Here is a 26,656-nt window from a genome sequence, read left to right on the forward strand (position 1 = left end):
CCCACAGGCTTTTGGTTGCGACTGGAGCGCCCTCTTTATATGGCTCGTTTTTGAAAAGCGAGATCAAAGACATGAAAGTTACCGAAATGGCTGAAATCCAGATCCGATTGAACGGCGATACCCACAAGATTGCAGCCGGCGGCTCGATCGCCGATCTGGTGCGTTCGCTCGATCTCGATCCGGCCAAGGTGGCGGTCGAACGCAATCGCGAGATCGTCACCCGGTCGACACTGGAAGATGTCACGGTCGAACAGGGCGACGAGCTGGAGATTGTCCATTTCGTCGGTGGCGGCTCCGGTGACGACAGCTGGACTGTCGCTGGCCGCACCTTCAACTCGCGGCTGATTGTCGGTACCGGCAAATATAAGGACTTTGCCGAAAATGCCGCGGCGGTAGAAGCATCCGGCGCGGAGATTGTCACCGTGGCGGTGCGCCGGGTCAATGTCATGGACCGGAACCAGCCGGTGCTGATGGATTTTATCGATCCGAAGAAGACCACCTATCTTCCCAACACCGCCGGCTGTTTCAATGCCGACGAGGCGATCCGCACCTTGCGGCTGGCGCGCGAGGCGGGCGGCTGGGATCTGGTCAAGCTGGAAGTGCTCGGCGAGGCCAAGACATTATATCCCAATATGCGCGAAACGCTCGAGGCGACCGAGGTGCTGGCCAGGGAAGGCTTCAAGCCGATGGTCTATTGTGTCGATGATCCGATTGCCGCGAAGCAGCTGGAAGATGCCGGCGCCGTGGCGATCATGCCGCTGGGCGCGCCGATCGGGTCGGGTCTGGGTATCCAGAACCGGGTGACGATCCGGCTGATCGTCGAGGGCGCGAACGTGCCGGTGCTGGTCGACGCCGGTGTCGGTACCGCGAGCGATGCAGCGGTGGCGATGGAACTGGGCTGCGACGGCGTGCTGATGAATACGGCCATTGCCGAGGCGAAGGAGCCGGTGCGGATGGCCCGCGCGATGAAGCTTGCCGTCGAGGCCGGGCGCGAGGCCTATTTGTCCGGACGCATGGGCCGCCGCATGTATGCCGACCCGTCGAGTCCGCTCTCCGGGCTGATTTAGTGCCTTAATACAGCAAGATATGGTGTCATCTGTAACTAGCTGATTCGTAACAAAAGTTACATGATGTTAAATTGGTCGACCGACGATTGTCGTTGGTCGAAGCCGTCTGCCGTTCGCCGATCAAAATGGCGGTTTATCGAAGTCCGGATGCTCGCCGGGCATCGCTCCCCTATCCAAGATGGTGAGGCGGGAGCACAACCAACGTCTCTCCAGACAGCCATTCCCCGGCACGATGGATAAACCGCTCCCGACCTCACCCCCTAACGGGCTGCGCCGGCCCCCATTTTATCCGGCAACGCCCAGAAAATTTTTGAGGAGTGAGAGAATGTCGAACATTAACTTTACCAAGTCCCTTTGTGCCGCTGCCGCGATTGCCGTTGCCGCAACCGGCTTTGCTGCCAGCGCCAGTGCCCAGGGCCGGATCACCCGGACCGCCACGGTCGAATATGCCGATCTGGACCTGACCAGCGAACATGGCCAATCGACCTTGCAGGGTCGTCTGAAGGGCGCCGTTCGCGAAGTCTGCGGCAGCGTCGACGCGAAGAACCTGACCGACGTGCTGGATCATGGCGCCTGCATGCAGGAGGCCAAGGCCTCGGCCCAGCGCGCCAGCGTCACCATCATGGCTGCGGCCAAATCCGGCCAGCCTGTCAAAACCGCAATGGTGATCAGCAACTAAAGCAGATTCCGAGAGCCGCAAATCCCCAACAAGCGGCCGCAATTTGGCCAAAACAGCCTTCAAAAGCCCCGGTGTCCCTTACACCGGGGTTTCTTTTGTGGACAAGGCTTCTTTACTGTAAAAGCAACTATAGACAATTATTTATATTTATTCTGTAGTATTACTATCTTTATACAGTTCTATATAAAATGATAGTCTAATAAATATCAAAGGCTTACAATTATCCAAGTATTTCTAACGTATTAACCATCGTTGGAAACGCGATGTAAACGTTTTTCCGCTCATATGTAAATGATTGTAACACGGGGTGCAGGTAAAAATGGCATCCTGATGGGATGATTCAGCGGGGTCGCCGCAGCGTCTGGGAGGTTCTATGGAAATTGATCGGCAGAGAAAACCGAAGAAAGTTATCGGTCCTTTCGGTGAAGCCCTGAGCCTCAATGATTTGCCGAAAAGCAATACCACCAGATGGGTGATCCGGCGAAAGGCAGAAGTGGTCGCGGCCGTTACCGGTGGCTTGCTCAGCCTTGAGGAAGCCTGTGATCGCTATGATCTCTCGCTCGAGGAATTTCTCTCCTGGCAGGAATCCATCGACAAGTCCGGTCTGCCCGGGCTGCGGATCAGCTATCTTTCCAAATATCGTACAGAATACCGGGCGAGACAGGAAAAGCTCGAACAGACAGGGTCGCAATCACCTCGAGATCCGTTAGCGGATCTTCACTAACTGAAAGCCCTACATCATGTCCAACAAGCGAGTCCTCGTCATTGACGAAGAGAGCGCGTTTACGCGTTTCTTGCAGGATGACCTCGAGCAGCGCGAAATATCCGTAGCATGTGTCTATTCTCCCGGCGACGAGAACGGAGCGACTGCCTTCGCTCCCAATGTCATCCTCGCCGATCAGAAAATGCTCTCCCAAAGCAACGCCAGCCTGTTGCACAAATTGCCTCTGGTTCTGATGACCGGAGCGGATTCGCAATGGTATAACGGCAGCGAAGCCTCGATAACGGCGGCCAATTCGCAAATTGTCGCAACGATACCGAAGCCGTTCGAGCCCAATATGCTGGCCGAGCTGATCGACCGATATGCGCAGGACAGCCAGAAGATCAATCTGGACACGGAATATATCGAGGCGCTGGTCGCGAGCAACCGGTTGCTCGACAATCTCGTCGTCGAATTCCAGTCCAAGCATGCGCTGGATGATGGCCGGATCGTCGGCTATGAGGCGCTGTCGCGGCTGAAAACCCGGCGCGCGATCAGCCCGGCGACAATTTTCTCCGCCGCGACGGAAATGTCGCTGGAGATAGAGGCGACGATGAATGTCGTCGACCAGGTGATCAAACTGGCCAGTTCGCTGCGCCGATCCCGGAAGACCATGCCGGTGTCTTTCAATTGCAGCGCAATATTGCTGACCCAGTCGGATTTCGTCGACGCGCTTTTTGCCCGGTTGCAACAGTCGCCGAACATGGGCGGTTCGGTGATCATGGAAATCACCGAGGAAAACCGGGTTGCCAATATCAAGGTCGTCTCCGAAATCTGCCAGATGCTGGGCCAGTACGGGCTGAAAGTGTCGATCGACGACTATGGCACCGGCCACAGCAATCTCGACCGGATTGCCGAAATCCCCTTTGCCGAGCTGAAGCTGGACAAGGAAATTTTCTGGGCTTTCTGTAACGACCGGGTGCCGATCACGGTTCTGGGATCGATCATCGACTTTTGCCACATGCGCGGAGCCAAGACGGTGGTCGAGGGCATCGAGACGCCGTTCCATCTGGAAAAGGCGCGGCTGCTGGGCGCCGACCAGGGCCAGGGCTTTTACTGGGGACGCGCCGTGCCGCCGCAATATCTGGTCAAGGACTGGCAGGGATTCTGATCCCCGGGCCGCGCGACGGCAGATCGCCATGGCCAGGATCTTTCTTCATTCCGCCGGTCTCGCGCAAGGTCGGGTGCGCATATTCCGGCAGTGGTTTACGGATTCGCATATCAGGCATATTTGAACTATGCTGACCGTCATTACAGCGGCTTGAGGGGATTCTAATGAAACAGCTGAGCGCACTGGATGCGATGTTTGCCTATACCGAAACCGCGAACACGCCGATGCACATCGGCCAGTTGCTGATTTACGATCCCTCGACCGCGCCGGGCGGCAAGGTCGGATTCAAGGACATCCTGCGCTATATCGAAGGGCGTCTCGATGGTGCGCGGATTTTCCGGCAGAAACTGGTGCGGGTGCCCCTCGATCTCGATCATCCCTATTGGGTCGATGACGCGAATTTCGATCTCGAGTTTCACGTCCGCCATATCGCTTTGCCCAAGCCGGGTGACTGGCGGCAATTGTGCATCCAGGCGGCGCGCATCTATGCCCGGCCGATGGACATGAACAAGCCGCTCTGGGAATATACGGTGATCGAAGGGCTCGACAATGTCGAGGGCGTGCCGAAGGGCAGCTTCGCAGTCCTGCACAAGATGCACCATGCCGCGATCGACGGCCAGTCGGGGCTGCAGATGACGCTGGCGCTGCACGATCTCGATGCCGAGATGAAGCCGCGCACATTCGACATGCAGTTCCAGCCGGAGAAGGATCCCAACCCGGTCGCCCTGCTCGCCAAGGCGCAGTTCAACAATATCGCCAATCCGGTGCGCGGGCTGCAGAATCTGCAAAAGCTGATCCCGATGCCGAAACGGCTGTTCGACGTGCAGCGCGAATTCCGCCAGCGCGATGATGCCAAGGGCAGCATCCCCAAGACACGCTTCAACAAGAAGCTCAGCCCGCACCGCGTGTTCGACGGGCGGGAATTTGCCCTGTCCGACATCAAGAAAATCCGCGAGGCTTTTCCCGGAGCGACGGTGAACGATGTCATGATCGCGGTGGTCAGCGGATCGATGCGCGGCTATCTCGCGGCCAAGGACGATCTTCCCGAAAAGACGCTGAAAATCGGCGCACCGGTCTCGGTGCGGACCGACGATGACAAGGATAGCGCCGGCAATCAGGTGACGATGATGCAGGTCGGCGTCGGCACCCATCTGGCCGATGCGGGTGACCGGTTGAAATTCATCATGGAGGAAACCCGGCGCTCCAAGGCTATGACCCAGGCGCTCGGCGCCAAGACGCTGATGGAATTATCCGGCGCGATGCCGGCTGGTCTCACTGCAGCGGGGACCAAGATGATGGTCCGCGCCGGTCTGGTCGAGCGGCTCAATCCGGCGGTCAATACGGTGGTCACGAATGTACCCGGGCCAATGGTGCCGATGTATTTTGCCGGGGCCGAGCTGGTCAAGAGCTTCGGCATGGGCATATTGGCCGAGGGCCAGGGGCTGTTCCACGTTGTCACCAGCTATAATGGCAATGTCATTCTGACCTTTCTGGCGGATCGCAATATCATGCCCGATCCGGAATTTTACGCGACCTGCATTTCCGACAGTTTTGCCGATCTGATGAAAGCGGCGGCAAAGCAGGCGGCGTCGGATGCCAAAAAGGCCAAGGCCAAGAAGTCGAAGCAGCCGAAAAAGCCGAAAAAGCGCGTTTCCTCCTCTGCCGCTACGGCGGGCAGGGGGCGGACAAAAACGACTGCAAAATAGCGGCCTTCCTGCTTGACTCGGCGGGTCTGATTGCGCATCGGTTCCGTTAATCATTCAATTAAAGAAGGACTCGCCATGAGCACAGTAGAATTTAACGATCGCGTCGCCATTGTCACCGGCGCGGGGGCCGGTCTGGGCCGCGAACATGCCAAGGAACTGGCGCGGCGCGGGGTCAAGGTTGTCGTCAATGACTTCGGTGGTGCGCGCGATGGCACTGGCGGATCCGCGACGGTCGCCGAACAGGTTGTAGCCGAAATCGAAGCCGAAGGCGGCGAAGCCATGGCAGCCGGCTGCAGCGTCACCGACATGCCTGCGGTCGAGAAGATGGTCGCAGACGCGATCGCCAAATGGGGCCATGTCGACATTCTCGTTAACAATGCCGGCGTGCTGCGCGACAAGAGCTTCCACAAGATGAGCATGGAAGATTTCCAGTTCGTCATGGACGTCCATCTGACCGGCAGCGCCAACTGCACCAAGGCCGTCTGGGATCATATGCGCGAACGCCAATATGGCCGGATCGTGATGACCACATCCTCCACCGGTCTCTACGGCAATTTCGGTCAGGTCAATTACGGCGCGGCGAAACTTGCTCTGGTCGGCATGATGAACAGCCTGCACCAGGAAGGCGCGGGCAAAGGCATTCACACCAACTGTATTTCCCCTGTGGCAGCGACCCGCATGACCGAAGACATCATGCCGGAAGAAGCCCTGAAAGCCCTGGTCCCCGAAGCGGTGACCCCGGCTGTGGTCTATCTGTGCAGCGACGGCGCGCCATCGAAAACCATCCTCACGGCGGGTGCCGGCGGCTATGCAGCGGCGAAAATCTTTGAAACAGAAGGCATCTGGCTGCCGGAAGACAAGCGCAGCGCCGAATCCATTGCCGAAAATATCGACCAGATTTTGGACGAAACCGGCATGCAGGAATATGCCAATGGCGGCGGCCAGGGCGGCAAGTTCTTCCGCCGGATGCAGGAAGTCATGAAGGGCTAAAAGACCCGCGAACAGGAGAAATAATATGCCAACGATCAAAGCAAGCGAACTGGAATCCTGGAAGGGCAAGGAGGTCGGTGTATCCGACTGGGTCCTGGTTGATCAGGACCGGATCAACACATTCGCCGATTGCACCGAGGACCATCAGTTCATCCACATCGACGAGGAAAAAGCCAAGGCTACACCCTTTGGCGGCACCATCGCCCATGGTCTGCTGACCCTCTCGCTGTTGCCGAAACTGTCCTACGGCACGACGCTGGGCCTCGAAGGCACGGTGATGGGCATCAACTACGGCTTCGACAAGGTGCGCTTCCTCAATCCGGTGCGCGCCGGTTCCAAGGTCCGCGGTCGCCATACCTTGGTGGACGCGGTCGAAAAGCAGCCCGGTCGCTGGTTGCTGACCTATAATGTGGTTGTCGAGATTGACGGTATCGAAACACCGGCATTGATCGCGACATCGCTGGTGATGATCGTGGTCGGCTAGGCCAACCGAACGAGACAAGCAAAAAAGGGCTCCGGACCGGTTCCGGGGCCCTTTTTATTGCCATTCTCTATTCCGATGGTCTCAGGCGGGGATGAGCACGTTGCGCAGCAGCGGATCTTCCATCGCCCGGCCCGCGCCATTGGCAACGCAGGTCAGCGGATCGTCGGCAATAGTGACCGCCAGGCCGGTTTTCGCGGAAATAAATTCGTCAATCCGTCCCAGCAAGGCGCCGCCGCCGGTCAGGACTATGCCCTGTTCCATGATATCCGCTGCCAGCTCCGGCTTGCTGTGCTCGAGTGCGTTGAGCACGGAATCGGCAATCTGTCCGACGGGTTCGGCAATGGCCCGGGCAATCTCGGCTTCGGTGATGGCAATTTTTTTCGGCATGCCGCTGACCAGGTCGCGGCCCTTGATATGCATCGTCCGGCCTTCGCCCTCCGGACTCATCGCACTGGCGATCCCGTGTTTGACGAGTTCCGTGGTGGTTTCACCAATCGCCAGATTATGCTTGCGGCGGATGTGCGACGCGATGGTGTCGTCGATCTTGTCGCCGCCCATGCGGCCCGACGTGCTATAGGCAAGCCCCTGCAGCGACAATATCGCGACCTCGGTGGTGCCCCCGCCGATATCCACCACCATTGCCCCCACCGGATCGGTCACCGCAAGACCGGCGCCAATCGCGGCGGCCATCGGCTCCTCGATGAAGTAGATTCCGGATGCACCCGCGTTGGAGGCAGCATCGCGCAACGCGCGAAGCTGCACATTGGTCGAACCGGACGGAATGCAGACCACGATATCAAAACGCCGGAATATCCCGGTCTTTTTCTTGTGAACCTTGTGGATGAGATGATTGATCATCTGCTCCGCCACATCGAGATCGGCGATTACGCCATCCTTGAGCGGACGAAGGACCCTGATATTGGCCGGCGCCTTGCCCATCATCAGCTTGGCATCGCTGCCAACGGCGCGCACCTTGGTCACGCCGTCACGTGTCTCGAGCGCAACCACCGACGGTTCGTCGAGAACGATCCCGCGATCCCGCGCGTAGATCAATGTATTGGCCGTACCGAGATCGATCGCCAGGTCATGCGACCGGAGCTTGAAAAAATTGTTCATAAAGGAGGAAATACTTCAACTAGAGCGGCCATATTGCCAATGTCATCGGGGGGCATGTCTCGGGTGACAGCGCGCCAATGAACCTGCGCTGTATAGCTATTCGACGCCAGCGGGATGCCCATTCGTCATATGGGTGGATAATTCGGTCGAACCGATTTTTGCGCGCCGTTCCCCGCCGGCATTGCGGCGCCAGGGAGATGGGAATGGCAAGGTGAGATGGATGGGGCCCCTCGATCATCCATGAAGCTCCGACCGGATACGCGCTTTATTGGCCAGCTGGTGACGGGCCTGCGGATCTTGTCTACCAGATCGCGGACCGCAGCATTTTCTATCGGAAAGGCTGCTGTTTTTTTGCTTGCCGGCGGTTAGCCTTGATCCGGGCATATCCGTACAGATACTGATGTCGATCAGTCCGGAAATGTCTATTGTCATTGAAACAAGGCTACCTGGCGGCGGTTGCGGCGGGAAGAATGGCCAGTCATTTGAAACAACAGGAGCAATATTCCATGGCCGTACCGACGAAAATTCTGGTCGCCACCGATCTGACAGCCAGGGCCGACCGGCCGTTCGCACGGGCAAAATTGCTCGCCGACATCTGGAATGCAGCGCGGACCCTGCTATTTGTCAGCAGCCCCAAGACGGAGGTTGATATCGCGAAGGTCGAGGCCCAGCTGCTGCGCAACTATGGCGCCGATGCCGAAGGCTGCAATCTGGCGATAAATTACGGCAAGCCTCCCCAGGTGATCGCCGAAACGGCGGAACAGCTGGACAGCGAACTGATCGTCGTCGGCGCCGCGCGGCATAATAATATTTCCGATTTCTTCCTCGGCACGGCGGTCGACCATCTGGTCCACCATGCCAGATCGCCCGTGCTGATCGTAAAGGAGCGGCCCCGCGCCAATTATGACCGCATCCTCGTGGCAACCGATTTTTCGGAATTTTCCGCCCATGCGCTGCGCACCGCGCTGGACTTTTTTCCCGCGGCGAAAATCGAGCTCGTGCACGCCTATCATGTCGCCTACGAAGCCTGGCTGAAATCCGATGGCATTGCCGATGAAATGCGGTCCGACGCAGAAAAGGAATTGCAGGATTTCATGACCGGCCTGAACCTGCCGGAGAGCGATGCCTCGCGGGTCACACCGCATCTGGTCGAGGGCAATTTGCACCAGTCGGTCCACAATATGCTCGATAGCGGTGATTTTGATCTGCTGGTGCTGGGGACGCATGGTCGCGGCGGCTTCGTCATGGCAACCATCGGCAGCCGCGCCAGCGAAATGATGGGCTGGTCGCCGGTCGACGTGTTGATGGTCAGAAAACCCGCCTAGGGCCGGACCCTAGGCCAGCGCCGCCTCTGCATTTTCCTGATCCTCTGTTGCGGGCGCGCCGGTCAGGCGCCGGTACAAATGCCATGTCGCATGGCCCAGCACCGGAAGGACGACCAGCAGCCCCAGGAAAAGCGGCAGCATGGCGATGAACAGCGTTACCGCAATCAAGACCGCCCAGGCCAGCAGCACGAATGTGTTCGACCGCACCGATGCCAGGCTGACGATGATGGCGGTGATGAAGTCGACATTGCGGTCGACCAGCATCGGCAGGCTGGCGACCGTGATCGCGTAGAAGGCCAGAGCCATGATCGCTCCGACGATGCTGCCGACCACCAGCATCATGATCCCGGCGCGCGTTGCGAAAAATGCCATCGACTCCGACCCTGTGCCGGATTCGGCCAGAAAAATGGCAAAAATGCCATGGGCGATCATGATCCAGAATCCGAAAGCGACGAACAGGATGACCCCCATGCTCAATATCTGTTCGTCACCGCGCCCGCGTAGCGCACCGAGAATCGCGCGCCAGCTCATCGGCAGGCCGGCTTCGCGGCGGCGGCTGACCTCATAGAGACCGACCGCGACAAAGGGTGCGAGCAGCGGGAACCCCGCAGCCGCCGGAACCAGCCAGGCGATCTCGCCGCGGACAAAAAGAGCGAAATAGATGAACATGCCGGCGCTGACATAGATGGCGGCAAAGAACAGGCCGAAGGCCGGATAGGCCCTGAAATCGTTCCAGCCGGCTGCCAGCGCGGCGCGAAGGTCGGCGAGCTGGAGATCGCTGGCAACCGCCACCGGCGCAATCTGTGCCTGTTTGCCCGTGTTCATGCCATCTCCTCCCCGTGGAAATATGCGGGCAGAATGCCGCAAATCTTCCGCTACATCAAGTTTCGGCAGGATTGCTGATTTTTCGCTTCAGCAAATGGTCTGAAATCGGTTCAGGGTTTACCGGCGATCCGGATGCACTGCCCTGTCACCCATTCGGACGCCGGTGCGCAGAGATAAAGCGTCAGCGCGCCGATATCCTGTGGCGTACCCAGCCGGCCGGCGGGCAGGCCGAGTGTGTCCTCGAAGCCGACAAAATCCTCGTCGGTCATGTCCAGCGCTTTCTTGACCGTGTCGGTGGGGACGAAGCCGGGCAGGATCGCGTTGACGCGCGTCTTGGGTCCGAGTTCGTGGGCGAGCGTCTTGGTCAACATCAGCACACCGGCCTTGGCGGCGCTATAATGGCCGCTGCCGGGGAAGGGGTCCTGCGCGGCCAGCGAGCTGGTGTTGACGATCCGGCTGCCCTCGCCGAAATGCTTGCAGGCGGCACGGACGCCATGGAAAACCGAAGTCAGGTTGGTCGCCAGTGTCTTGTCCCATTCCGCTTCGTCCAGTTCGGTCAGCGGCGCGGACACCAGAGAACCGCCGGCATTGTTGATCCAGATGTCGAGCTTGCCAAATTCGTCGACTGCGCGCTGGGCTAGCGCATCCATATCGGTGGCGCTGGTCACATCGGTGGCATGGGCGATGGCCCGACCGCTGCTGTTGCTGGCATTTATTTCGTCCGTCACCCGGCTGATCTCGTCCATGCTGCGCGAGGCACAGACGATATTGCATCCCGCATCGGCGAGGACCTTTGCCATGCCTTCGCCTATCCCCCGACCCGCGCCGGTGATAACGGCGACTTCGCCGGTGAGGTCGAACAGGGGATTGGTCATATTGGGTCTCCAGAATTTTTTCCTCTCCCATAGGGAGAGGCAAGTGAAACTTGCCAGCTCGCCTGGCTAGTGGAACTCGGTGAGGGGTTTAACCTTTTAAGGGATAACCCCTCACCGACTACGACTAAGCCTGCGGCTAAGTCTTCGTTGCCTCTCCCTATGGGAGAGGATGAAGCCTCTACTCCGCCGCCTCTAGTTCCACCGTCGCCTGTTTCGCCCTTACCCGGATTGGGATGGCGCTCATCAGGGGAATGCCGGTGCGCTTGTCAAAATCGCGGTCGTTGAACGACAGTCGCCCGGTGTTACCGCCGGCGCCGAGCGGGTCTTCTTTCTCGTCGGGATTGGTGCCCCAGCTATGCGGTGTAGAGACGCAGCCGGCGCGCACGGTCTTGTCGGCCTTGGCAACGCAGCTGATGAAGGCGCGGGCCGATTCCAGCTCGACCGGCTGGTCCTCGGACAGGCCGAGCGCTTCCATATCGGCAGGGTTCATGAAGGCCGGATGATGCGGCACGCGTTTGCGCTGCACCGGATCCTCGTGCCAGTTGCTGTTGTGGATCGCGGTCATCCGCCGCCCGATCATCCGGAAGGGGAAGTCGCCATCCTCGACCGGTTCACCCAGCTTGGCGGCATATCCGGCGAGCTCTTCCATCATCGCGACATTGCCGACCGACAGCTTACCTTCCCAGCCGGCCGGTTTGGGTTGCACGAGCAGCGCCTGCGCTTCGACGATCTTGCCCTTCTGCACCTCTTCATCCTCGTATAGCTTGGCGATATCGGCCGGGCAGCCGTTGAGCGAAGCGCTCCATGCGCTGATCGGATCGGGGGTTTCGCCGGGCTCGAAAGCCGTGGTCTTTTCCTCGCGCTCGTCGGGATGGGCGAGCAGAGCCCAAGATTTGACCTTGATCGTCTTGTCCATCTCGGACGCCACCGCGTGGATGAACTGATATTCCTCGCACAGGTCCGAGCCTTCGGGGCTTTCCATGATCGGCAGGCTGGCCTGCGCATAATTATTCTCGAAACCCCAGCCGGCGCCGAATCCACCATAGATCTCGGGTGCTGCTGTATTGCCGTGCACTTCATAATGCAGTTTGGGCGCGATGACATAATCGGCGAGTTCGGCGGTTTTCGACATGCGAGGGTCGATGCAGACGAGCAGGTCGAGCGCCTTCATCGCTTCAAAGGTTTTGAGCTGATCGGGCCAGGCGAGCATCGGATTGCCACCGAGACAGATCAGCGCCTTCACCTGCTTGTCGCCGGGTGTGAGGATTTCGTCGGGCAGGGCCGAGGTCGGCATGCCGGAAATGCTCTGCTCGAGATCGCGGCTGTGCAGCTTGCGGCCAAAGCCCCAGGCGGGGATCGGGCCGGGCGTCGCGGCAATCGGCGGGGCGGGCTTGGTGAACACGCCGGTGCGGCGGTTGAGATCGCCTTCGCGCAGCCAGTGGCCCATGATCGAGGTCAGCGCGAGGTTGAGATATTCGGTGATATTGCCACCACCCGACATATTGGTGCCGGTGCCGCCGCTGATACTGGCTTTCTTCCAGCTGCCGTACATGCGCGCCGCGCGCTCGATATCCTCTGCCGCCACGCCGGCACGGTCAGCGGCCGGTCCGGCGTCAAAGGGCTGCACGGCTTTTTTCAGCGCCTCGAAGCCGTCGACATCGCCGGCGACGAAATCCTTGTCGTACAATTCCTCGTTGATGACGATCTTGGCAATGGCGCCGAGCAGGATCGGGTCCTGACCGGGGCGGCATTGCAGGTGGATGTCGGCCTGACGCGCGCTGTCGGTCACCCGCGGGTCGATCACGATCAGCTGCATTCCACGCTTCTTCGCGTCGTGCAGTTTCTTTGCCGGGTTCATACCGAGGCCGCCGTTCATCGATACCACCGGATTGGTGCCGATCAGCATCAGCCCGTCCCAGTCGCCAACGCGTGGCGCGCCGGCGAGCCATGGGCCGATCAGGGCGCGGGCAATGCCCTTGCCGGGCTGGTCGATGGTGACGCTGTCATAGACCGAGGTCGATCCGATCGAGTCCATCAGCGCCAGCATGAAGGCATGGGCGTTGACATTGTTATAACCGAAAGTGCCGACATAGGAGGCAACGCTGTCGGGGCCATGTTCCTCGACGATCCGCTCGAGCCGCGCGGCGATATCGCGCGCCGCATCGCGCCAGTGCACCGGCTGCTTCTCGCCGTTCTTCATGCCGCTATAGCTGGTCAGCAGCCGTGTACCGAAACTGTGATAATTGGCCAGCTGCCGCCCCTTGATGCAGCTATAGCCTTCGAATTCAGGATTATCCTTGTCGCCATGGGTCTTCACCGGAACGCCGTCCTCGAAATCGACAATCAGTCCGCAATGGGCGTGGCAGGCCCGGCACATCACATGTTTCTGTCCGGTAAACGCTTCGGTGACCATATTTCTCTCCACAGGCTAAATTTTGCGGGTCCCGACCATTGCTTTTTGCAATTTAATCGTTCAATTAACCCGCTATCGATTCAAGCAATATCGCAGGCAATGGGACCATGCCACTGGCCCTATTGATAAGAATTTGGGAGCAAGATCATGGCCGACAAACCAAGTGCAGCCGAACTGAAGGATTATGCCGAACAGGCGGATGCCTGGTTCAAGGAGAATACGGTCCGGGATCCGGGCTTCATGCTGCCTTTGACCTTCATGGAAGTGTCGACCGACGAACAGTTCGATTTCCTCCGCGACTGGCAGCGCAAAGTCTATGAAGCGGGCTATCTCGGTGCCAGCTGGCCAAAGGAATATGGCGGCGGCGGACTGCACAGCGAGTTTCAGCGGGTCGCCACAAGGGCGATGAAGAAATATGACGCGCCGATCATGCTCAACGCGATCGGCAACGGCTGGGCCGGGCCGCTGATCCTCGATCTCGGCACCGAAGAGCAGAAACAGAAATATATCAAACCGATGCTCAGCGCCGAGGATATCTGGTGCCAGGGATTTTCCGAACCGGAAAACGGATCCGATCTCGGCAATGCGCAATTGAAGGCGGTCCGCGATGGCGATGAATATGTGCTCAACGGCTCGAAAATCTGGACCTCGCTCGGCGATCGCGCAAAATATATGATCCTGCTGGCGCGCACCGATTTCGATGCACCGAACAAATATGCCGGCCTCAGCTTCTTCCTCAACCCGATGAAGATTGACGGCATCACCACCAGCCGGATCAAGAAACTGACCGGCGAATATGGCTTCGTCCAGACCTTTTTCACCGACGCTCGCATTTCCGCAGATTGTCTGTTCGGCGGCGAAGGCAATGGCTGGTCGATGGCGATGAAGACGCTCGAATATGAGCGCGGCGCCAAGGTCAAGCCGGTCGGCGGTTTCTTCGTCAAGGAGCTCGACGTGATGGAAATTGTCGAACTGGCGAAAAATTCGGTGCGCAACGGCAAGCCCTTGCTCGACGATCCGGTGATGCGCGACAAGATGACGCAATATATGATCGATATCCAGGCGCTGAACCTGAACAACACGCGCCGGCGGATGCCGCAGCTGATGCAGGACAAGCCGATGGGCTTGCCGCTGATGAACAAGCTGGCGCGCACCGAACTGATCCGCGAGTTGACCGAATTTTCGCTGGCCTTCCAGGGTAGCAAGGCGGGCTATTATGTCGGCGATGAAAATGCGGTCGACGATGGCTATTGGCATCGCAGCTATCTCAACAGTTTTTCCGCCACGATTGGCGGGGGCACCTCCGAGATTCAGCGCAATATTGTCGCAGAGCATGCGCTGGGACTGCCGAAAACGCGATAAATCTGAAGCCGTGAACCGCCGTTCATCCTGAGCTCGTCGAAGGACATTTATCAACGAGAGATGTGGTTCGACAGGCTCACCACGAACGGTCTTGAGGCCAATTTGGGAATTGAGGATATATATGGATAATCTAGGCACAATCGGGACAACCGAAGAGCAGATCGAACTGATGGACGTGGCGACCAATTTCTGTCGCGACAAAAGCCCGGTCGACAAGGTGCGCGCGCTGATCGACGATGATCTCGGCTATGATCCCGGCATCTGGAAAGAAATCGGCGAGCTCGGCTGGCTGGCGATCGCGATTCCCGAAGCGCATGACGGGGTTGGCCTGTCGATGGCCGAAGTTGTGCCGATTGCCGAGCAGATGGGCCGCAATCTGATGAGCACGCCTTTTGGTTCAACCACCTTGGCGGCACAGGCGTTACTGGCTGGTGGCAGCGAAGCGCAGCAAGCCGCGTGGCTGCCGAAAATCGCGGCGGGTGCAGCGGCAACGCTGGCCCTGCGCGAAGACAATGGCGACTGGGACCTGTCCAATATCGACGCGACCGGCAGTGTGAGCGGCGACAATGTGAGCCTGTCCGGCAAGAAGCAACTGGTGCTCTGGGCCGATAGCGCGGAACTGATCATCGCTTCGGTGAAGATCGACGGCGCGGTCCGCTTTGCCCTGATCGAACGCTCGACCCTGCCCGAAGGATCGCTGCGCCGCGAGACGGTGATTGATGAGACCGCGCGCAGCTATGAAGTGACTCTCGACGGTGTCACTATCCCGGCTGATGCGCTGTTCGATGCAGGCCGGACCCGCGAAACGCTGGAGAAAATCGAACTGGCGGCGGGCCTGATCCATGCCGCGGAAATGACCGGCGGCGCGCAGGCGGTGATCGATTATACGCTGGAATATCTTAAGACCCGCAAACAGTTCGGCAAGATTATTGGCAGCTACCAGGCGCTGAAACACCCGACGGTCAACAATTATGTCGAATATGAAAAAGCGCGGACGCATCTCTACAGCGCGGCGCACAGCTGGGGCGAACAGGGACGCGGCGAGGTTGCTGTCCGTATGGCGGCGGCGCAATCCCATTCGAGCTATTCCACCGCGGCAGACCGGGCGATCCAGTTTCACGGCGGCTTTGGCTTCACCCATGATTGCGACGCCCAGCTGCACCGGCGCAAAGCGATTTTGTCAGGTGCCCTGATCGGCGACGCCGCCTACCAGCGGTCGAAACTGGCTAACCTGTTGTTTGATTGAAAAACATCCGCGGTAACGGAAAAGAAGGAAGATAAATTATCACGCGAAGACGCGAAGCCACGAAGAAGGATATCTTTGCGCCTTCGCGTCTTCGCGTGAGAAATTTGAAATCTGATTGAATGCGGTTCCAGCGCTTGCTGGGTCCACTATAAAGGAGAAATAAAATGTCTGAAGTACTCACCGATATCCAGGACGGTTTCATCATCGTCACGATCAACCGGCCCGACGCCAAGAACGCGATGACCAAGGCGGCAGCCGAAGGCATTCGCGCGGCGATGGAACAGCTAGATAATGATAATAGCCTCAACGCTGGTATCATCACCGGCGCTGGCGGAACATTCTGTTCCGGCATGGATCTCAAGGGCTTTCTGCGCGGCGAAACGCCATCGGTCAAAGGCTATGGCTTTGGCGGGATCACCGAAACGGGTCCGGAAAAGCCGCTGATCGCTGCGGTCGAGGGCTATGCACTGGCTGGCGGTCTCGAACTGGCTCTGGCCTGCGACCTGTGCGTTGCCAACGTGAACGCGAAATTCGGCATCCCCGAAGTGAAGCGCAGCCTCGTGGCAGCGGCTGGCGGCGTGATCAAGTTGCAGCAGATTGTCGGCAAGCGCATCGCCATGGAATGGGCCCTAACCGGTGATTTCTTTACCGCACAGCGCGCCTATGAAGTCGGTTTCGTCAACCGCGTGACCGAGGGCGCCGCTCTCGAGGCCGCAATCGAGCTGGCGACGACCGTTGCGGCCAATGGTCCACTGGCGCTGAAGGCGACCAAGAAGATCATCAACGAAAGCTATGACTGGACCAGCGAAGAAGCCTGGAAGAAACAGGCCGAAATCACCACGCCGGTTTTCACCTCCAAGGATGCGCAGGAAGGCTCGCTGGCCTTCGCCCAGAAGCGCAAGCCTGACTGGAAGGGTGAATAAGCCAGGCATATGGCAAACACAGATATTGTAGACCAGTGGGCAGCGTCACATGACCTGCCCGCATGGTTCGTTCGCGCGATGGACGTCCCGCGCGAGGAAGCCTTTGTCGAAGTCGACGGGCACAAGGTCCATTATTTCCGTTGGGGCACGCGCGGCAAGCCGCCGCTGCTGATGACCCACGGCTTTCTTGCGCACGCGCGCTGCTTTGCCTTTATCGCGCCCTTTCTGGCGGAAGACTATGATATCGTCGCCTATGACCTTGCCGGGATGGGCGAGAGCGAGATGATCCCGGATTGTGACGGGATCAAGCGGGCCAAGCGGATGGTGGCCATTGCAGACGCGCTGGACCTGTTCGCCGGACCGGTGAAGCCCAAGATCATCGCCCACAGCTTCGGCTCTGGCGTGGCACTGCAGGCGATGGAGCTGGCCGGTGACCGTTTCGGTGGTCTGGTTATTTGTGACCTGATGGTGTTGCGGCCCGAACGGCTGATCGCTCATTTCAAGGGTGGCGGCGGGCCTCCCGGATCGGGCCGCTCGGATCGGCCCAACAAGCTCTACCCCGACTATGAGGCGGCATATGGACGTTTCGTTCTCTCGCCGCCGCAAGCGGTGCAGCAGCCGTTTCTGTTCGACTATATGGCCTATCATTCGCTGCGCCGGGTCGAGGACGGCGAGACGCAAGGCTGGTCCTGGAAATTCGATCCGATGGTATTCCATCGCCATGAGGAGGATCAGGAAAAATGGCTGCAGACAGGCCAGCGGATCGTCGATCTGCCGCACCGGGTGGCCATCGTCTATGGCGAGAATAGCAGATTATTTGATGGTGATAGCGCGGATTATCTGCGCGAGCTTGGCGGGAATCACGTTCCGATGATCGCGGTACCCGAAGCCGAACATCATCTGATGCTCGATCAACCGCTGGCTTTGGTCACCGCGCTCCGGTCCATTCTGGCGCTTTGGGCCGATTAAGGCCCCGCTAGCTGATCGCCAGATGAACCGGAACGGGTTTCTGCGACAATCTAGTACAAAATAGCGTGAATCTGACAAAGGCCTGCGACAGGTCTCCCCTATTTCTACCTGTGACGCCGCAGTTGGCGCCAGATAGAAAAGGATTTGAACATGAAAAAGTTTCTGATGGCTATGGCAGTAACAACCATGGCGGTGTCTCCAATGGTTACCGCCCAGGCTCAGGCTGCTCCGCGTGACAATGTCGAGCGGTCGCATAAAACGACGAGCCAGAAAACGGTGACCAACAAGCAGGGCAAGCGTACCGTGACCAAGACGGTTACGAAGCAGAAGGCCGCTCCCGTTCGCTACAGCAAGACCCGTTACAGCACGAACCAGAACCACCGGAACTGGACCAAGGGCCAGCGGTTTGACCGGCGCTATGCCACCAATTACCGGGTGATCGATAATCCCCGTGCCTATCGGCTCTCCAATGCGCCGCGCGGTTACCAGTGGGTCCGGTCCGGCAATGATGCGGTGCTGATCGCTGTGACCAGCGGCATCATCGGAGCGGTTATCGGCAACGCGATTTCCCGTTAAACCGAACGATCAACCATTAAACAAAAGCCCCCGGAAGCGATTCCGGGGGCTTTTTGTGCCTATAGGAGACCGGTATAAATGAAGCGTCTCCGGTCTGGAAATACCGGAAGCCACATTGGCCGGTCTATTTGCTTTTGCCGCCTTTGGCTTTCATCGCTTTTTTCATCGCCGCCAGCCGCTCTTCGACTTCGGAGTGTCGCTGCATTTTGCCGATTTCCGTAGCATGTTTTGAAGTGCCATTCACGCCGCCAGCCAGTTCCATGGTGCGGTCAAAGGTTGCTTCGGCACGTTCGACTTTCCGGTCAACGCTTCGGTCGGATTTGGACTTGCTATCGCTGGTAGCGCTATTCTCGCTCATCATCTTTTCAAACGCGGCGAGTTCATCTTCCATGACAGCTTTGCGGGCAGCAAGCTCTTCCAGCAAGCCGTCGAGACGGCTGGCATCTGTCTTTGCAGATGCTTCCTGACCCTTGAAATGCTTGACCTTGGCCTCAAATTCCATCTGCTGCATGATCGCGGCTTCGGCCAGATCCTCACGGCCTTTCTCGAGGGTGAACTGCACTTTGCCCAACCATTCTTCCGCCCGCTGGGCCGACAGTTTCTGCTGGCCAACGGCCTGGCTCTGGCGATCGAGGGCCTCCTCATGTTCGCCGCGAACCTTCTCTATCGCCCGGTCAACCTCCCGAATGGCTTCGCGCATCAGGCTGGTCCCGCTGGCGCGTTCGGCGTGATCGAGAGCGGACTCGATCCCCGCCGAAACAACCCGCTTTGCCCGCAAGTAAAATGGTTCTGCCATGTTCGGATGCTCCGGATATGATTAAAGTCCAATGGGTAACCGAAATTGGCTATTAGTCAATCCGGAGCAAATTGGAGCGATCAGCCCGCCAGAAAGCCCTTGAGCCGCTGGTTGATGATCTGGTCCGCTTCGGCCATGATCCGGTCGATCAGTTCCTGGCAGGTCGGGATATCGTTGATCAGGCCGGCGACCATGCCGCAGCTCCAGGCACCGGCATCCATCGTGCCTTCCATCATGATTTTCGGATAGACGCCCGCAACCTGTTCGATAACATCGGAGAATTGCAGGTCGGCGCCCTTTTCCTTTTCGATCTCGAGCAGTTTCTCGACCGCCGGGTTGGTCAGCACCCGCTCGGTGTTGCGCAGTGGGCGCATGACAAGCCGCGTGTCGAGCTCGCTGGCCGCGACAATCGCATCCTTCACATTCTGGTGCACCGGTGCTTCCTTGGTCGCGATAAAGCGCGTGCCCATGTTCATGCCTTCTGCGCCCATGGCGAGCGAGGCGACAAGGCTGCGGCCGTCGGCCTGACCACCGGAGGAGACAAACGGAATATCCAGTTCGTCGGCGGCGCGGGGCAGCAGGATCATGTTCGGAATATCATCTTCGCCAGGGTGGCCGCCGCATTCGAAGCCGTCGACCGAGACCGCGTCACAACCGATGCTCTGCGCTTTCAGCGCGTGGCGGACGGCGGTGCATTTGTGGATCACCTTGATGCCGGCATCGTGCAGAGCGGGGAGAACCTGAACCGGATTGTTGCCGGCGGTTTCGACGACCTTGACGCCGCCTTCGATGATCGCCTTGACCATGCCTTCATAATCGGGCGCGTTGACGACCGGCAGGAAGGTCAGGTTCACGCCGAACGGCTTGTCGGTCATGTCGCGGCATTTGGCGATTTCATCGGCCAGCGCGGCGGCGGACGGCTGGGTCAGCGCGGTGATGATGCCAAGGCCACCGGCGTTGGATACGGCTGCGGCGAGCTCGGCGAATCCGACATAATGCATGCCGCCCTGAATGATTGGATGTTCGATACCGAATAGCTCTGTGATACGTGTTTTCATGGGCTTGGCTCCTGTTTTTGGAAGAATTGGAAGCATCTCTGCCCCCTTCCGGAATCATTTAATCGCGCGATTAACTAGCAATCCATTGGCCGGTTGTCACGCCTTTCCAGATTTGGTCCGGTGACGTTACGGCAAGCGCTTCACCCAGCCGCTTTGACCAGTGAAATTCGTTGCCCAGCGCGTCGCGCCAGGCCCAAAGGCGACGGGTATAATGGTGCAGATCATATTCCTGCGTATAGCCCATGGCGCCGTGCACCTGGTGAAAGGGTACGGTGACGGCCTCGACGCTGTGGCCAATCTGGACCTTGGCGATCACCGCCTCGTGCCAGGCCTGTTCCGGATCGTCGCTGTGCCGGGCAATGGCGCTAGCTGCCTGCTTTGCCGCCATGGTGGCGGCGGCGCATTCGGATGCGGCGACGGCCAGCTGTTGCTGGATCGCCTGGAATTTCGACAAAGGCCGGCCGAATTGTTCGCGCTGGGTGACATAGTCGATCGACAGGTTCAGCGCGCTCTCCATTGCCGCGGCCATCTGCACGGCGCGCACCGTCAGGATCAGCGCTTCAAACGCCCGGCGTGACAGGTCGGTTTTGGCCGATTGCTCCGCGACATGGCCGGAGAATACAAATTGCGTCATCCCGTCAGGCGACAGCGCCTCTTCGGGAGAACGCACGGCGACGCGATTGTCGAACAGCGAGATTTCGTGATGCGCCTCGTCGAACAGCACGATCTTGTCAGCGTGCATACCAAAGGGAATGTCGGCGCTCGGCGTGTGGCCGCTAAGCGCAAAGCTGGCGCTGCCGTCCGCCGGGGCAAGGCCGGCCCGGTCGAGCATCCAGTTGGCGATCAACGTTTCGGCAAAGGGCACGGGAGAGGCGGCCTGCGCCGAAGCCCAGATCGCGCCAAAAACTTCATCATGGTCCGCGCCAAAGCCACCATTGGCTTCGCTGACCCAGGCGAGCGGCAGACCATTTTCTGCGAGCGCGTCCCAAAGCGCCTGCGGATATTCACCGGCCTCGGCCTTATGCGGGACTTCGCGGTCGCAAAGGTCGGTGTATATTTTCGTGGCCGTTTCGGCGACCATGCCTTCGGTGTTTATCATATGACGGCCTCCGCCTGTGCTCCGCACTTGATGCGGAGCTTTGCACTAGAAAGAAGGCTCCTGCCTCCGGGGCTCCGCATCAAGTGCGGAGCACAATGCTCTAATATCATCATCTCAGCCCCAATTGCCGCGCGGTGATTCCGCGCATGACCTCTGTCGTGCCGCCGCGCAATGTATTGGGCGGAGAGCGCAGCACGCCGATATTCATGATTCGGCGCATATCCGGACTCCAGTCTTCGGTCGGCAGATCGTTGAGCATCGCCCGGACTTGCTGGGTCAGGTCATTTTCCAGCCGGTTGCCGAGATCCTTGACCAGTGCCGCCTCGGTTTCGGGCGACACGCCCTGACTCAGCAGATTGGCTATTCCCCATGACATGCCCTTCAGCGTGCGCAGACTGGCGATCAGCTTGCCGAGCCGGGCGTGGCTGTCCGAGCCCATTTTGCCGCTCAGCTGATATAGCGCGGTTTCCAGCGTGATATAGCTGGAGAGGAAGCGTTCCGGACCGGAGCGTTCCATTGCCAGTTCGCCGGTCACCTGTTTCCAGCCGCCGCCTTCCTCGCCGAGCAGGCAGTCGTCCGGCACGATGACATCCTCGAAATAGACTTCGTTGAAATGCGCATCGCCTGACAGGTCGACAATCGGCTTGATCGTGACGCCGGGCAGGCTGAGGTCGATCATGATCTGCGACAGGCCGATATGACGGTTGCGGCCATCGGCGGGCGAAGTCCGCAGCAATGCTACCATATAATGCGAGATATGCGCGCCGGAGGACCAGATTTTCTGGCCGTTGATCTTCCAGCCTTCGGCAACCTTCTCGGCTTTGGTTTTGACATTGGCGAGATCGGAACCCGCGCCCGGCTCGCTCAGACCAATGGCGAAATAGCATTCCCCGGCGGCGATGCGCGGCAAGATGTCGAGCTTCTGTTCCTCGGTGCCGTGGGCGAGCAGCATCGGGGCGTGCTGGCGGTCGGCGATCCAGTGCGCACCGACCGGAGCGCCGGAGCGCAAGGTTTCCTCGGTGACGATATAGCGTTCGAGCGCGCTCTTGTCGTGGCCGCCATATTGGCTGGACCAAGTCAGGCCGATCCAGCCGCGCTTACCCATTTTTTTGGAGAATTCGGGATCGGCGGAGGCCATCCAGCATTCCGGTTCGGGACGGAAATTGCCGGCCTCGCGCTCTTCCTTCAGAAAGGCCTGTAATTCGCCGCGCAATTCTTCGAGCGCCGGATCGGGCTGGACAACGGGGAAGTTAAATCTTTGCATGTCTTGGGCCTTTGTTGCTCTCGCCGTTCGCCCTGAGCCTGTCGAAGGGCGCCTGGCAAGGTGCTTCGACAGGCTCAGCACGAACGGATATGATCTGTCCCCCGATGGTCACGGCGTCACAATATCAAATTGCGGGTCTACCTCGTCAAGCGCGCCGAACATAGATGCCATTAAGGCCGCATTGCCGCTGATCACCATTTCCTTGTTCTGGATCAGCTCCAGCGGATTGGCCTGACGCATCAGCAATTTCGTGAACAGCGCCCGGCTGATGGTGATCTGCGTATCCGATCCGTCCGCGGTGATGTCATAATCCTCGCCGCGCGGGAACATCACGCTTTTGCCGAGATCGATACTGACGGCCTCTTTGCGGTCCGGGAACCAGAAGCGGATGATGCCACCATGGCCCTGCATCTTGGCCGGGTTGAAGCGGGTCGCCATGGCGTCGAACAGGTCGACCGCCGGGATGCCGCTCAGCACTTTCTCATTGGCCGTGCTGATCGAGTCCTTGACAGTATTGCCCTCGCGCAGCTCCTTCGCGCCGACCAGATAGATATTGCGCCAGGTCCCGGCCTCGGCCTGGAAGCCGAGCTGTTCGTAGGTCGACGCCAGCCAGTTCTTGGCACTCTGGTCGGCCGGATCGGCGAACACCAGATGGTTGAAGACGGTCGCCGCCCAGCGATAGTCGCCTGCGGCAAAGGCTTTTTCACCGACCGCCAGCGCCTTGTCGGCACCGCCCATCGCCGCCACATATTTTTTCGAGGCTTCGACCGGCGGCAGTTCATGATAATGGGCCGGCACCGCGTCCCACCAGCCGAAATAGCGCTGGTAGACCGCCTTGCTGTTATGATTGAGCGTGCCGTAATAGTCCCGCACACCAAAGTCGGTGGCGGCGAAATCGGGTTCACCGATATTTTCGGCAATCTCGTGCATGGTCGCGCCCTGATTGGCCTGGCGCATGGTCTGGTCGTGGACATAGCGATAGATGCCGCGCTGGTTTTTCAGCGCCGCTTGCACATTGTCGCTGCCCCAGGTCGGCCAGTGGTGCGAGGCCAGCATCAGGTCGGATTTCGCGCCATAGCGGGCGAGCATATCGTCGATCACCTTGCTCCATTTCAGCGTATCGCGCACCAGCGCACCGCGCGGAGTCAGGACATTGTGGAAAGTGCGGGTCACCACTTCGGCGGTGTGCAGCGCCTTGAACTGGGGCAGGTAAAAGACCAGCTCGGCCGGTGCCTCGGTCTCGCCGGCATCCATGAAGTCGAAGCTGATGCCGTCGATCATCAGTGTCTCGCCATTCTTGCTGATCGACCGGGTTGGTGGCACCAGCGCGACATCGCCGCTCGACAGTTTCTGGCCGAGGCCGCCACCGACATGCCCGGTCTTGCCCACGGGCAGGGCGGTGCCGAACTGGAATTGCACCCGCCGGTTCATCGCGGTCCCGGCGATCACGCTTTCGCCGATCGACTCGGCCAGCCAGCCGTGCGGCGCGATGATTTCGATCTTGCCCGACTGGATGTCCTCGGCCGAAGCGACACCGGAGACGCCGCCAAAATGGTCGCCATGGCTATGGGTGAAGATCACCGCCACGACCGGCCGGTCGCCCAGCGTCTTGTTGGCCAGCGCCAGGCCGGCCTTGGCCGGAGCGGGCGTGGTCAGCGGATCGATGACGATCCACCCAGTCTTTCCCGCGATCAAGGTCATCTGCGCCAGATCATAGCCGCGTATCTGGTAGATGCCGGGCACGACCTCGAACAGGCCGTGGATGCTGTTCAGCTTGCCCTGCCGCCAGAGCGAAGGGTTGACCGTGTCGGGTGCCTTGCCCTGCAGAAAATCGAACTGGCGCGAATCCCAGGCGACAGAGCCGTCCGCGTTGAGAATCTGGTCCTCTTCGATTTTGGCGAGAAAGCCGCGATTGGCATTTTCAAAATCGGTCTGGTCGGCGATCGGGAGGCTTGCGGCGACCTCGGCATTGGCCGCTTTGGTTGCTTCTGTGGCAACGCCTTGCGGGGGAGCGGCCATTATTGGGGCAGCCGACAGCAGGGCTGCGACCAGAATTGCGGATTTTTTCATAGTCTCTCTCCTTCATGTACCCCTGCGCAGGCAGGGGCCCATCTCCCGAAATTTCTTCTACGCACTTGTTGGAGATGGACCCCCGCCTTCGCGGGAGAACGCTCCACCAATCACGCGCCCTTGAACACCGGCTTCCGTTTCTCGAGTATCGCGTCGATCGCTTCGCGGTGATCGTCGAGTTGCTGCAATACCCCCTGGAACAGGGCGGCCTGATCGAGATTTTCCTTCAGCGTCACGCTCTGCGCGGTGCGGACCAGTTCCTTGGTCTTGCGGATCGCCAGTGGCGGCAGGCCGACGACCATTTCGGCCAGTTCATAGGCGCGGGCGAGCAGCGTGTCGTTCGGCACCACTTCCGACACCAGACCATAGTCCAGCGCCTTGGCGGCATCGATAAATTCGCCAGTGAACAGCATCTGGTTGGCCCGCGCCTGACCGATGATCCGCGGCAGCAGCCAGGCACCGCCGTCACCCGGAATGATGCCGACGCGCAGGAAGCTCTCGGCAAATATGGCGTCTTCGCCGGCGATGCGGATATCGCACATGGTGGTCAGATCATTGCCCGCGCCGATCGCGTGGCCGTTGACCGCCGCGATCACCGGAACGGAAATTTGCGAGAAGGCGAGCGGGATGCGCTGGATGCCGGTCTTGTACCAATTCTCGATTTCCAGCGGCGTCATATTCTGCTCGGCGGTCATCGCCTTGATCTCGTGGAGATTGCCGCCGGAGGAAAAGCTCTTGCCATTGGCGGCGAGTACAACGCAGCTCACGCCAGGATCTGCGTCGGCCCGGTTGATCGCGTCGACCAGCGCCTCGCACAGGTCTTTGGACAGTGCGTTGCGCGTTTCCGGCTTGTTCAATGTGATTGTAACGATGCGGTCATTTTTCTCGTAGAGAGCGACGTCAGACATCAAGATTTCCTTTTCCCAGCGTTTCTTTTCTTATGCCGCCGTCATTGCAGGGGATAATGGATTCTGCAAGACTCGCTCCGGCCAACTCGCTAAATGAACGATAATGATCCGACAGAACAACCTGATGATACGGCAGAATGTTGCGGGTTTCACCCTGGTGGAGCTGATGGTCGTGCTGCTGATCATCGGGCTGATGGCATCAATCGTGGTCTTTTCCTTTCCCGGCGGCAGCAGCGCTCTGGAAGAAGATGCCCAGCGCTTTGCCGCGCGCACGGCGGCGCTGCGCGACAATGCGATCCTGCAATCGCGCCCGATGGCGGTGCAGGTCACGCCCTCGGGCTACAGCTTTATGGAGCGGCGCAAGGGCAGCTGGTCGGTGATCGAGGACAAGCCCTTTGTCTCGACCGACTGGTCCGGCGGCGTCAGCGCGGCCACCGGCGAGAGCGGACCGATGATGATCAGTTTCGAAAGCACTGGCCTGCCGAGCGAACAGGCCGAGCTGGTCTTGCAATATGACGACCAGAGCCGCCGCGTGCTGATCGCGCCGATGGGCGATGTGACGCTGGCCGGAGCGGCGCCATGAACCGGTCCGGCGAGCGCGGCTTTACCCTGATCGAAATGCTGGTCGCGCTGTCGGTGTTCAGTCTCGCTGCGCTGGCCCTGATCCGGCTGCAGGCTTTCACGACCCACAATGCCGCGGAGCTGGAACTGCGCGTGGTGGCGCAATCGGTGGTCCGCAACCGGGCGGTCGAAATCCTCACCGACCCGCGTCCGCCTTCGCTGGGCGAGCAGGGCGGCTCGGTCGAAAATGGCGGCTGGCAATGGCAATGGGCACAGGATGCGAAGCTGACCGAGGATCAGAGCTTCATCCAGATCGATATCAGCGCGCGAGAAGAACAAAGCGGCGCTCCCGCGTCACTGACCATCTTGCGTCCGTCCGGGCTGGTGCTTGACGAACCGCCAGGCGCAGCACCCGCCGACTAGAAAAGCCTCGGGAAAATTCTCATGTTTGACCTTTGTTTCGACCGGAACAG

Annotated in this window: 25 protein-coding genes; 15 read left to right on the top strand and 10 right to left on the bottom strand. The window is 59.4% G+C overall.

All coding sequences use genetic code 11. The annotated features are described in order from the left end of the window. Positions 1–71 precede the first annotated feature (71 nt). From thiS to CHN51_RS07795, 7 genes are all read left to right on the top strand, one after another. Entirely contained in the window at positions 72–1,067 is a 996-nt protein-coding gene (gene thiS, locus CHN51_RS07765) for a sulfur carrier protein ThiS (protein WP_100093500.1), read from the top strand. Positions 1,068–1,392: 325 nt separating this feature from the next. Further along, positions 1,393–1,746, top strand: a complete 354-nt coding sequence (locus CHN51_RS07770) for a UrcA family protein (protein WP_164089046.1) — start codon at positions 1,393–1,395, stop codon at positions 1,744–1,746. A 373-nt stretch (positions 1,747–2,119) separates the two neighbouring features. Further along, a complete protein-coding gene (locus CHN51_RS07775) occupies positions 2,120–2,470 on the top strand; it encodes a DUF1153 domain-containing protein (RefSeq protein ID WP_100093502.1) in 351 nt (116 codons plus the stop codon). Between the two features lie 16 nt (positions 2,471–2,486). Further along, positions 2,487–3,617 (top strand): EAL domain-containing protein, encoded by a 1,131-nt coding sequence (locus tag CHN51_RS07780; protein ID WP_100093503.1) that lies wholly within the window; start codon positions 2,487–2,489, stop codon positions 3,615–3,617. A 164-nt stretch (positions 3,618–3,781) separates the two neighbouring features. Then, positions 3,782–5,323: a wax ester/triacylglycerol synthase family O-acyltransferase gene (locus CHN51_RS07785; RefSeq protein WP_100093504.1), complete on the top strand. Its 1,542-nt coding sequence runs from the start codon at positions 3,782–3,784 to the stop codon at positions 5,321–5,323. Between the two features lie 75 nt (positions 5,324–5,398). Next, complete coding sequence (locus tag CHN51_RS07790) at positions 5,399–6,313, top strand: SDR family NAD(P)-dependent oxidoreductase (protein ID WP_100093505.1); 915 nt, start codon at positions 5,399–5,401, stop codon at positions 6,311–6,313. Positions 6,314–6,338: 25 nt separating this feature from the next. Next, a complete protein-coding gene (locus CHN51_RS07795) occupies positions 6,339–6,797 on the top strand; it encodes a MaoC family dehydratase (RefSeq protein ID WP_100093506.1) in 459 nt (152 codons plus the stop codon). 81 nt (positions 6,798–6,878) lie between these two features. Here the strand turns inward: CHN51_RS07795 and CHN51_RS07800 are convergent, their stop codons facing one another. Beyond that, complete coding sequence (locus tag CHN51_RS07800; protein WP_100093507.1) at positions 6,879–7,913, bottom strand: rod shape-determining protein; 1,035 nt, start codon at positions 7,911–7,913, stop codon at positions 6,879–6,881. Positions 7,914–8,383: 470 nt separating this feature from the next. Between CHN51_RS07800 and CHN51_RS07805 the strand changes: the two genes are divergently transcribed. Further along, on the top strand, positions 8,384–9,238 hold the full coding sequence (locus CHN51_RS07805; protein ID WP_123906273.1) for a universal stress protein: 855 nt from the start codon (positions 8,384–8,386) through the stop codon (positions 9,236–9,238). Positions 9,239–9,247: 9 nt separating this feature from the next. On the opposite strand, the gene CHN51_RS07810 is transcribed toward CHN51_RS07805, so the two are convergent. From CHN51_RS07810 to CHN51_RS07820, 3 genes are all read right to left on the bottom strand, one after another. Next, the gene (locus CHN51_RS07810; RefSeq protein ID WP_100093509.1) at positions 9,248–10,063 is read right to left on the bottom strand and encodes a DUF2189 domain-containing protein; all 816 of its coding nucleotides are present in this window, start codon (positions 10,061–10,063) and stop codon (positions 9,248–9,250) included. Between the two features lie 110 nt (positions 10,064–10,173). Then, positions 10,174–10,938 carry an SDR family oxidoreductase gene (locus tag CHN51_RS07815; protein WP_100093510.1) on the bottom strand — a complete coding sequence of 255 codons (765 nt, stop codon included), beginning with the start codon at positions 10,936–10,938 and terminating at the stop codon, positions 10,174–10,176. Positions 10,939–11,116: 178 nt separating this feature from the next. Continuing rightward, a complete protein-coding gene (locus tag CHN51_RS07820; RefSeq protein WP_100093511.1) occupies positions 11,117–13,351 on the bottom strand; it encodes a molybdopterin-dependent oxidoreductase in 2,235 nt (744 codons plus the stop codon). 147 nt (positions 13,352–13,498) lie between these two features. On the opposite strand from CHN51_RS07820, the gene CHN51_RS07825 reads away from it, so the two are divergent. The 5 genes from CHN51_RS07825 (at position 13,499) to CHN51_RS07845 (ending at position 18,427) form a co-directional block, all read left to right on the top strand. After that, entirely contained in the window at positions 13,499–14,713 is a 1,215-nt protein-coding gene (locus tag CHN51_RS07825; protein WP_100093512.1) for an acyl-CoA dehydrogenase family protein, read from the top strand. A 121-nt stretch (positions 14,714–14,834) separates the two neighbouring features. After that, positions 14,835–15,959, top strand: coding sequence for an acyl-CoA dehydrogenase family protein (locus tag CHN51_RS07830; RefSeq protein WP_100093513.1), 1,125 nt, complete (start codon positions 14,835–14,837; stop codon positions 15,957–15,959). Positions 15,960–16,123: 164 nt separating this feature from the next. Then, a complete protein-coding gene (locus CHN51_RS07835; protein WP_100093514.1) occupies positions 16,124–16,882 on the top strand; it encodes a crotonase/enoyl-CoA hydratase family protein in 759 nt (252 codons plus the stop codon). A gap of 9 nt (positions 16,883–16,891) precedes the next feature. After that, the gene (locus CHN51_RS07840) at positions 16,892–17,851 is read left to right on the top strand and encodes an alpha/beta hydrolase (protein WP_100093515.1); all 960 of its coding nucleotides are present in this window, start codon (positions 16,892–16,894) and stop codon (positions 17,849–17,851) included. Between the two features lie 150 nt (positions 17,852–18,001). Continuing rightward, positions 18,002–18,427 (top strand): RcnB family protein, encoded by a 426-nt coding sequence (locus CHN51_RS07845; RefSeq protein WP_240616911.1) that lies wholly within the window; start codon positions 18,002–18,004, stop codon positions 18,425–18,427. 124 nt (positions 18,428–18,551) lie between these two features. On the opposite strand, the gene CHN51_RS07850 is transcribed toward CHN51_RS07845, so the two are convergent. The 6 genes from CHN51_RS07850 to CHN51_RS07875 all read right to left on the bottom strand — a co-directional run bounded on the left by CHN51_RS07850 (position 18,552) and on the right by CHN51_RS07875 (position 25,622). Further along, positions 18,552–19,223 (bottom strand): PspA/IM30 family protein, encoded by a 672-nt coding sequence (locus tag CHN51_RS07850; protein ID WP_100093516.1) that lies wholly within the window; start codon positions 19,221–19,223, stop codon positions 18,552–18,554. Positions 19,224–19,303: 80 nt separating this feature from the next. Further along, positions 19,304–20,281: a nitronate monooxygenase family protein gene (locus tag CHN51_RS07855; RefSeq protein ID WP_100093517.1), complete on the bottom strand. Its 978-nt coding sequence runs from the start codon at positions 20,279–20,281 to the stop codon at positions 19,304–19,306. Positions 20,282–20,351: 70 nt separating this feature from the next. Further along, complete coding sequence (locus CHN51_RS07860) at positions 20,352–21,380, bottom strand: acyl-CoA dehydrogenase family protein (RefSeq protein WP_100093518.1); 1,029 nt, start codon at positions 21,378–21,380, stop codon at positions 20,352–20,354. Positions 21,381–21,489: 109 nt separating this feature from the next. Continuing rightward, a complete protein-coding gene (locus CHN51_RS07865) occupies positions 21,490–22,644 on the bottom strand; it encodes an acyl-CoA dehydrogenase family protein (RefSeq protein WP_100093519.1) in 1,155 nt (384 codons plus the stop codon). Positions 22,645–22,752: 108 nt separating this feature from the next. Next, positions 22,753–24,714, bottom strand: a complete 1,962-nt coding sequence (locus CHN51_RS07870; protein ID WP_100093520.1) for an alkyl sulfatase dimerization domain-containing protein — start codon at positions 24,712–24,714, stop codon at positions 22,753–22,755. Positions 24,715–24,824: 110 nt separating this feature from the next. Beyond that, positions 24,825–25,622, bottom strand: coding sequence for an enoyl-CoA hydratase-related protein (locus tag CHN51_RS07875; RefSeq protein WP_100093521.1), 798 nt, complete (start codon positions 25,620–25,622; stop codon positions 24,825–24,827). 103 nt (positions 25,623–25,725) lie between these two features. Here CHN51_RS07875 and gspH point away from each other — a divergent pair, with 103 nt between their 5' ends. After that, positions 25,726–26,205, top strand: a complete 480-nt coding sequence (gspH, locus tag CHN51_RS07880; protein ID WP_100093522.1) for a type II secretion system minor pseudopilin GspH — start codon at positions 25,726–25,728, stop codon at positions 26,203–26,205. Beyond that, a complete protein-coding gene (gene gspI, locus CHN51_RS07885; protein WP_100093523.1) occupies positions 26,202–26,606 on the top strand; it encodes a type II secretion system minor pseudopilin GspI in 405 nt (134 codons plus the stop codon). Before gspH ends, gspI begins: the two co-directional genes overlap by 4 nt. The last annotated feature ends 50 nt before the right edge of the window (positions 26,607–26,656 follow it).

Source organism: Sphingorhabdus sp. YGSMI21 (genome assembly GCF_002776575.1).
Lineage (GTDB): Bacteria > Pseudomonadota > Alphaproteobacteria > Sphingomonadales > Sphingomonadaceae > Parasphingorhabdus.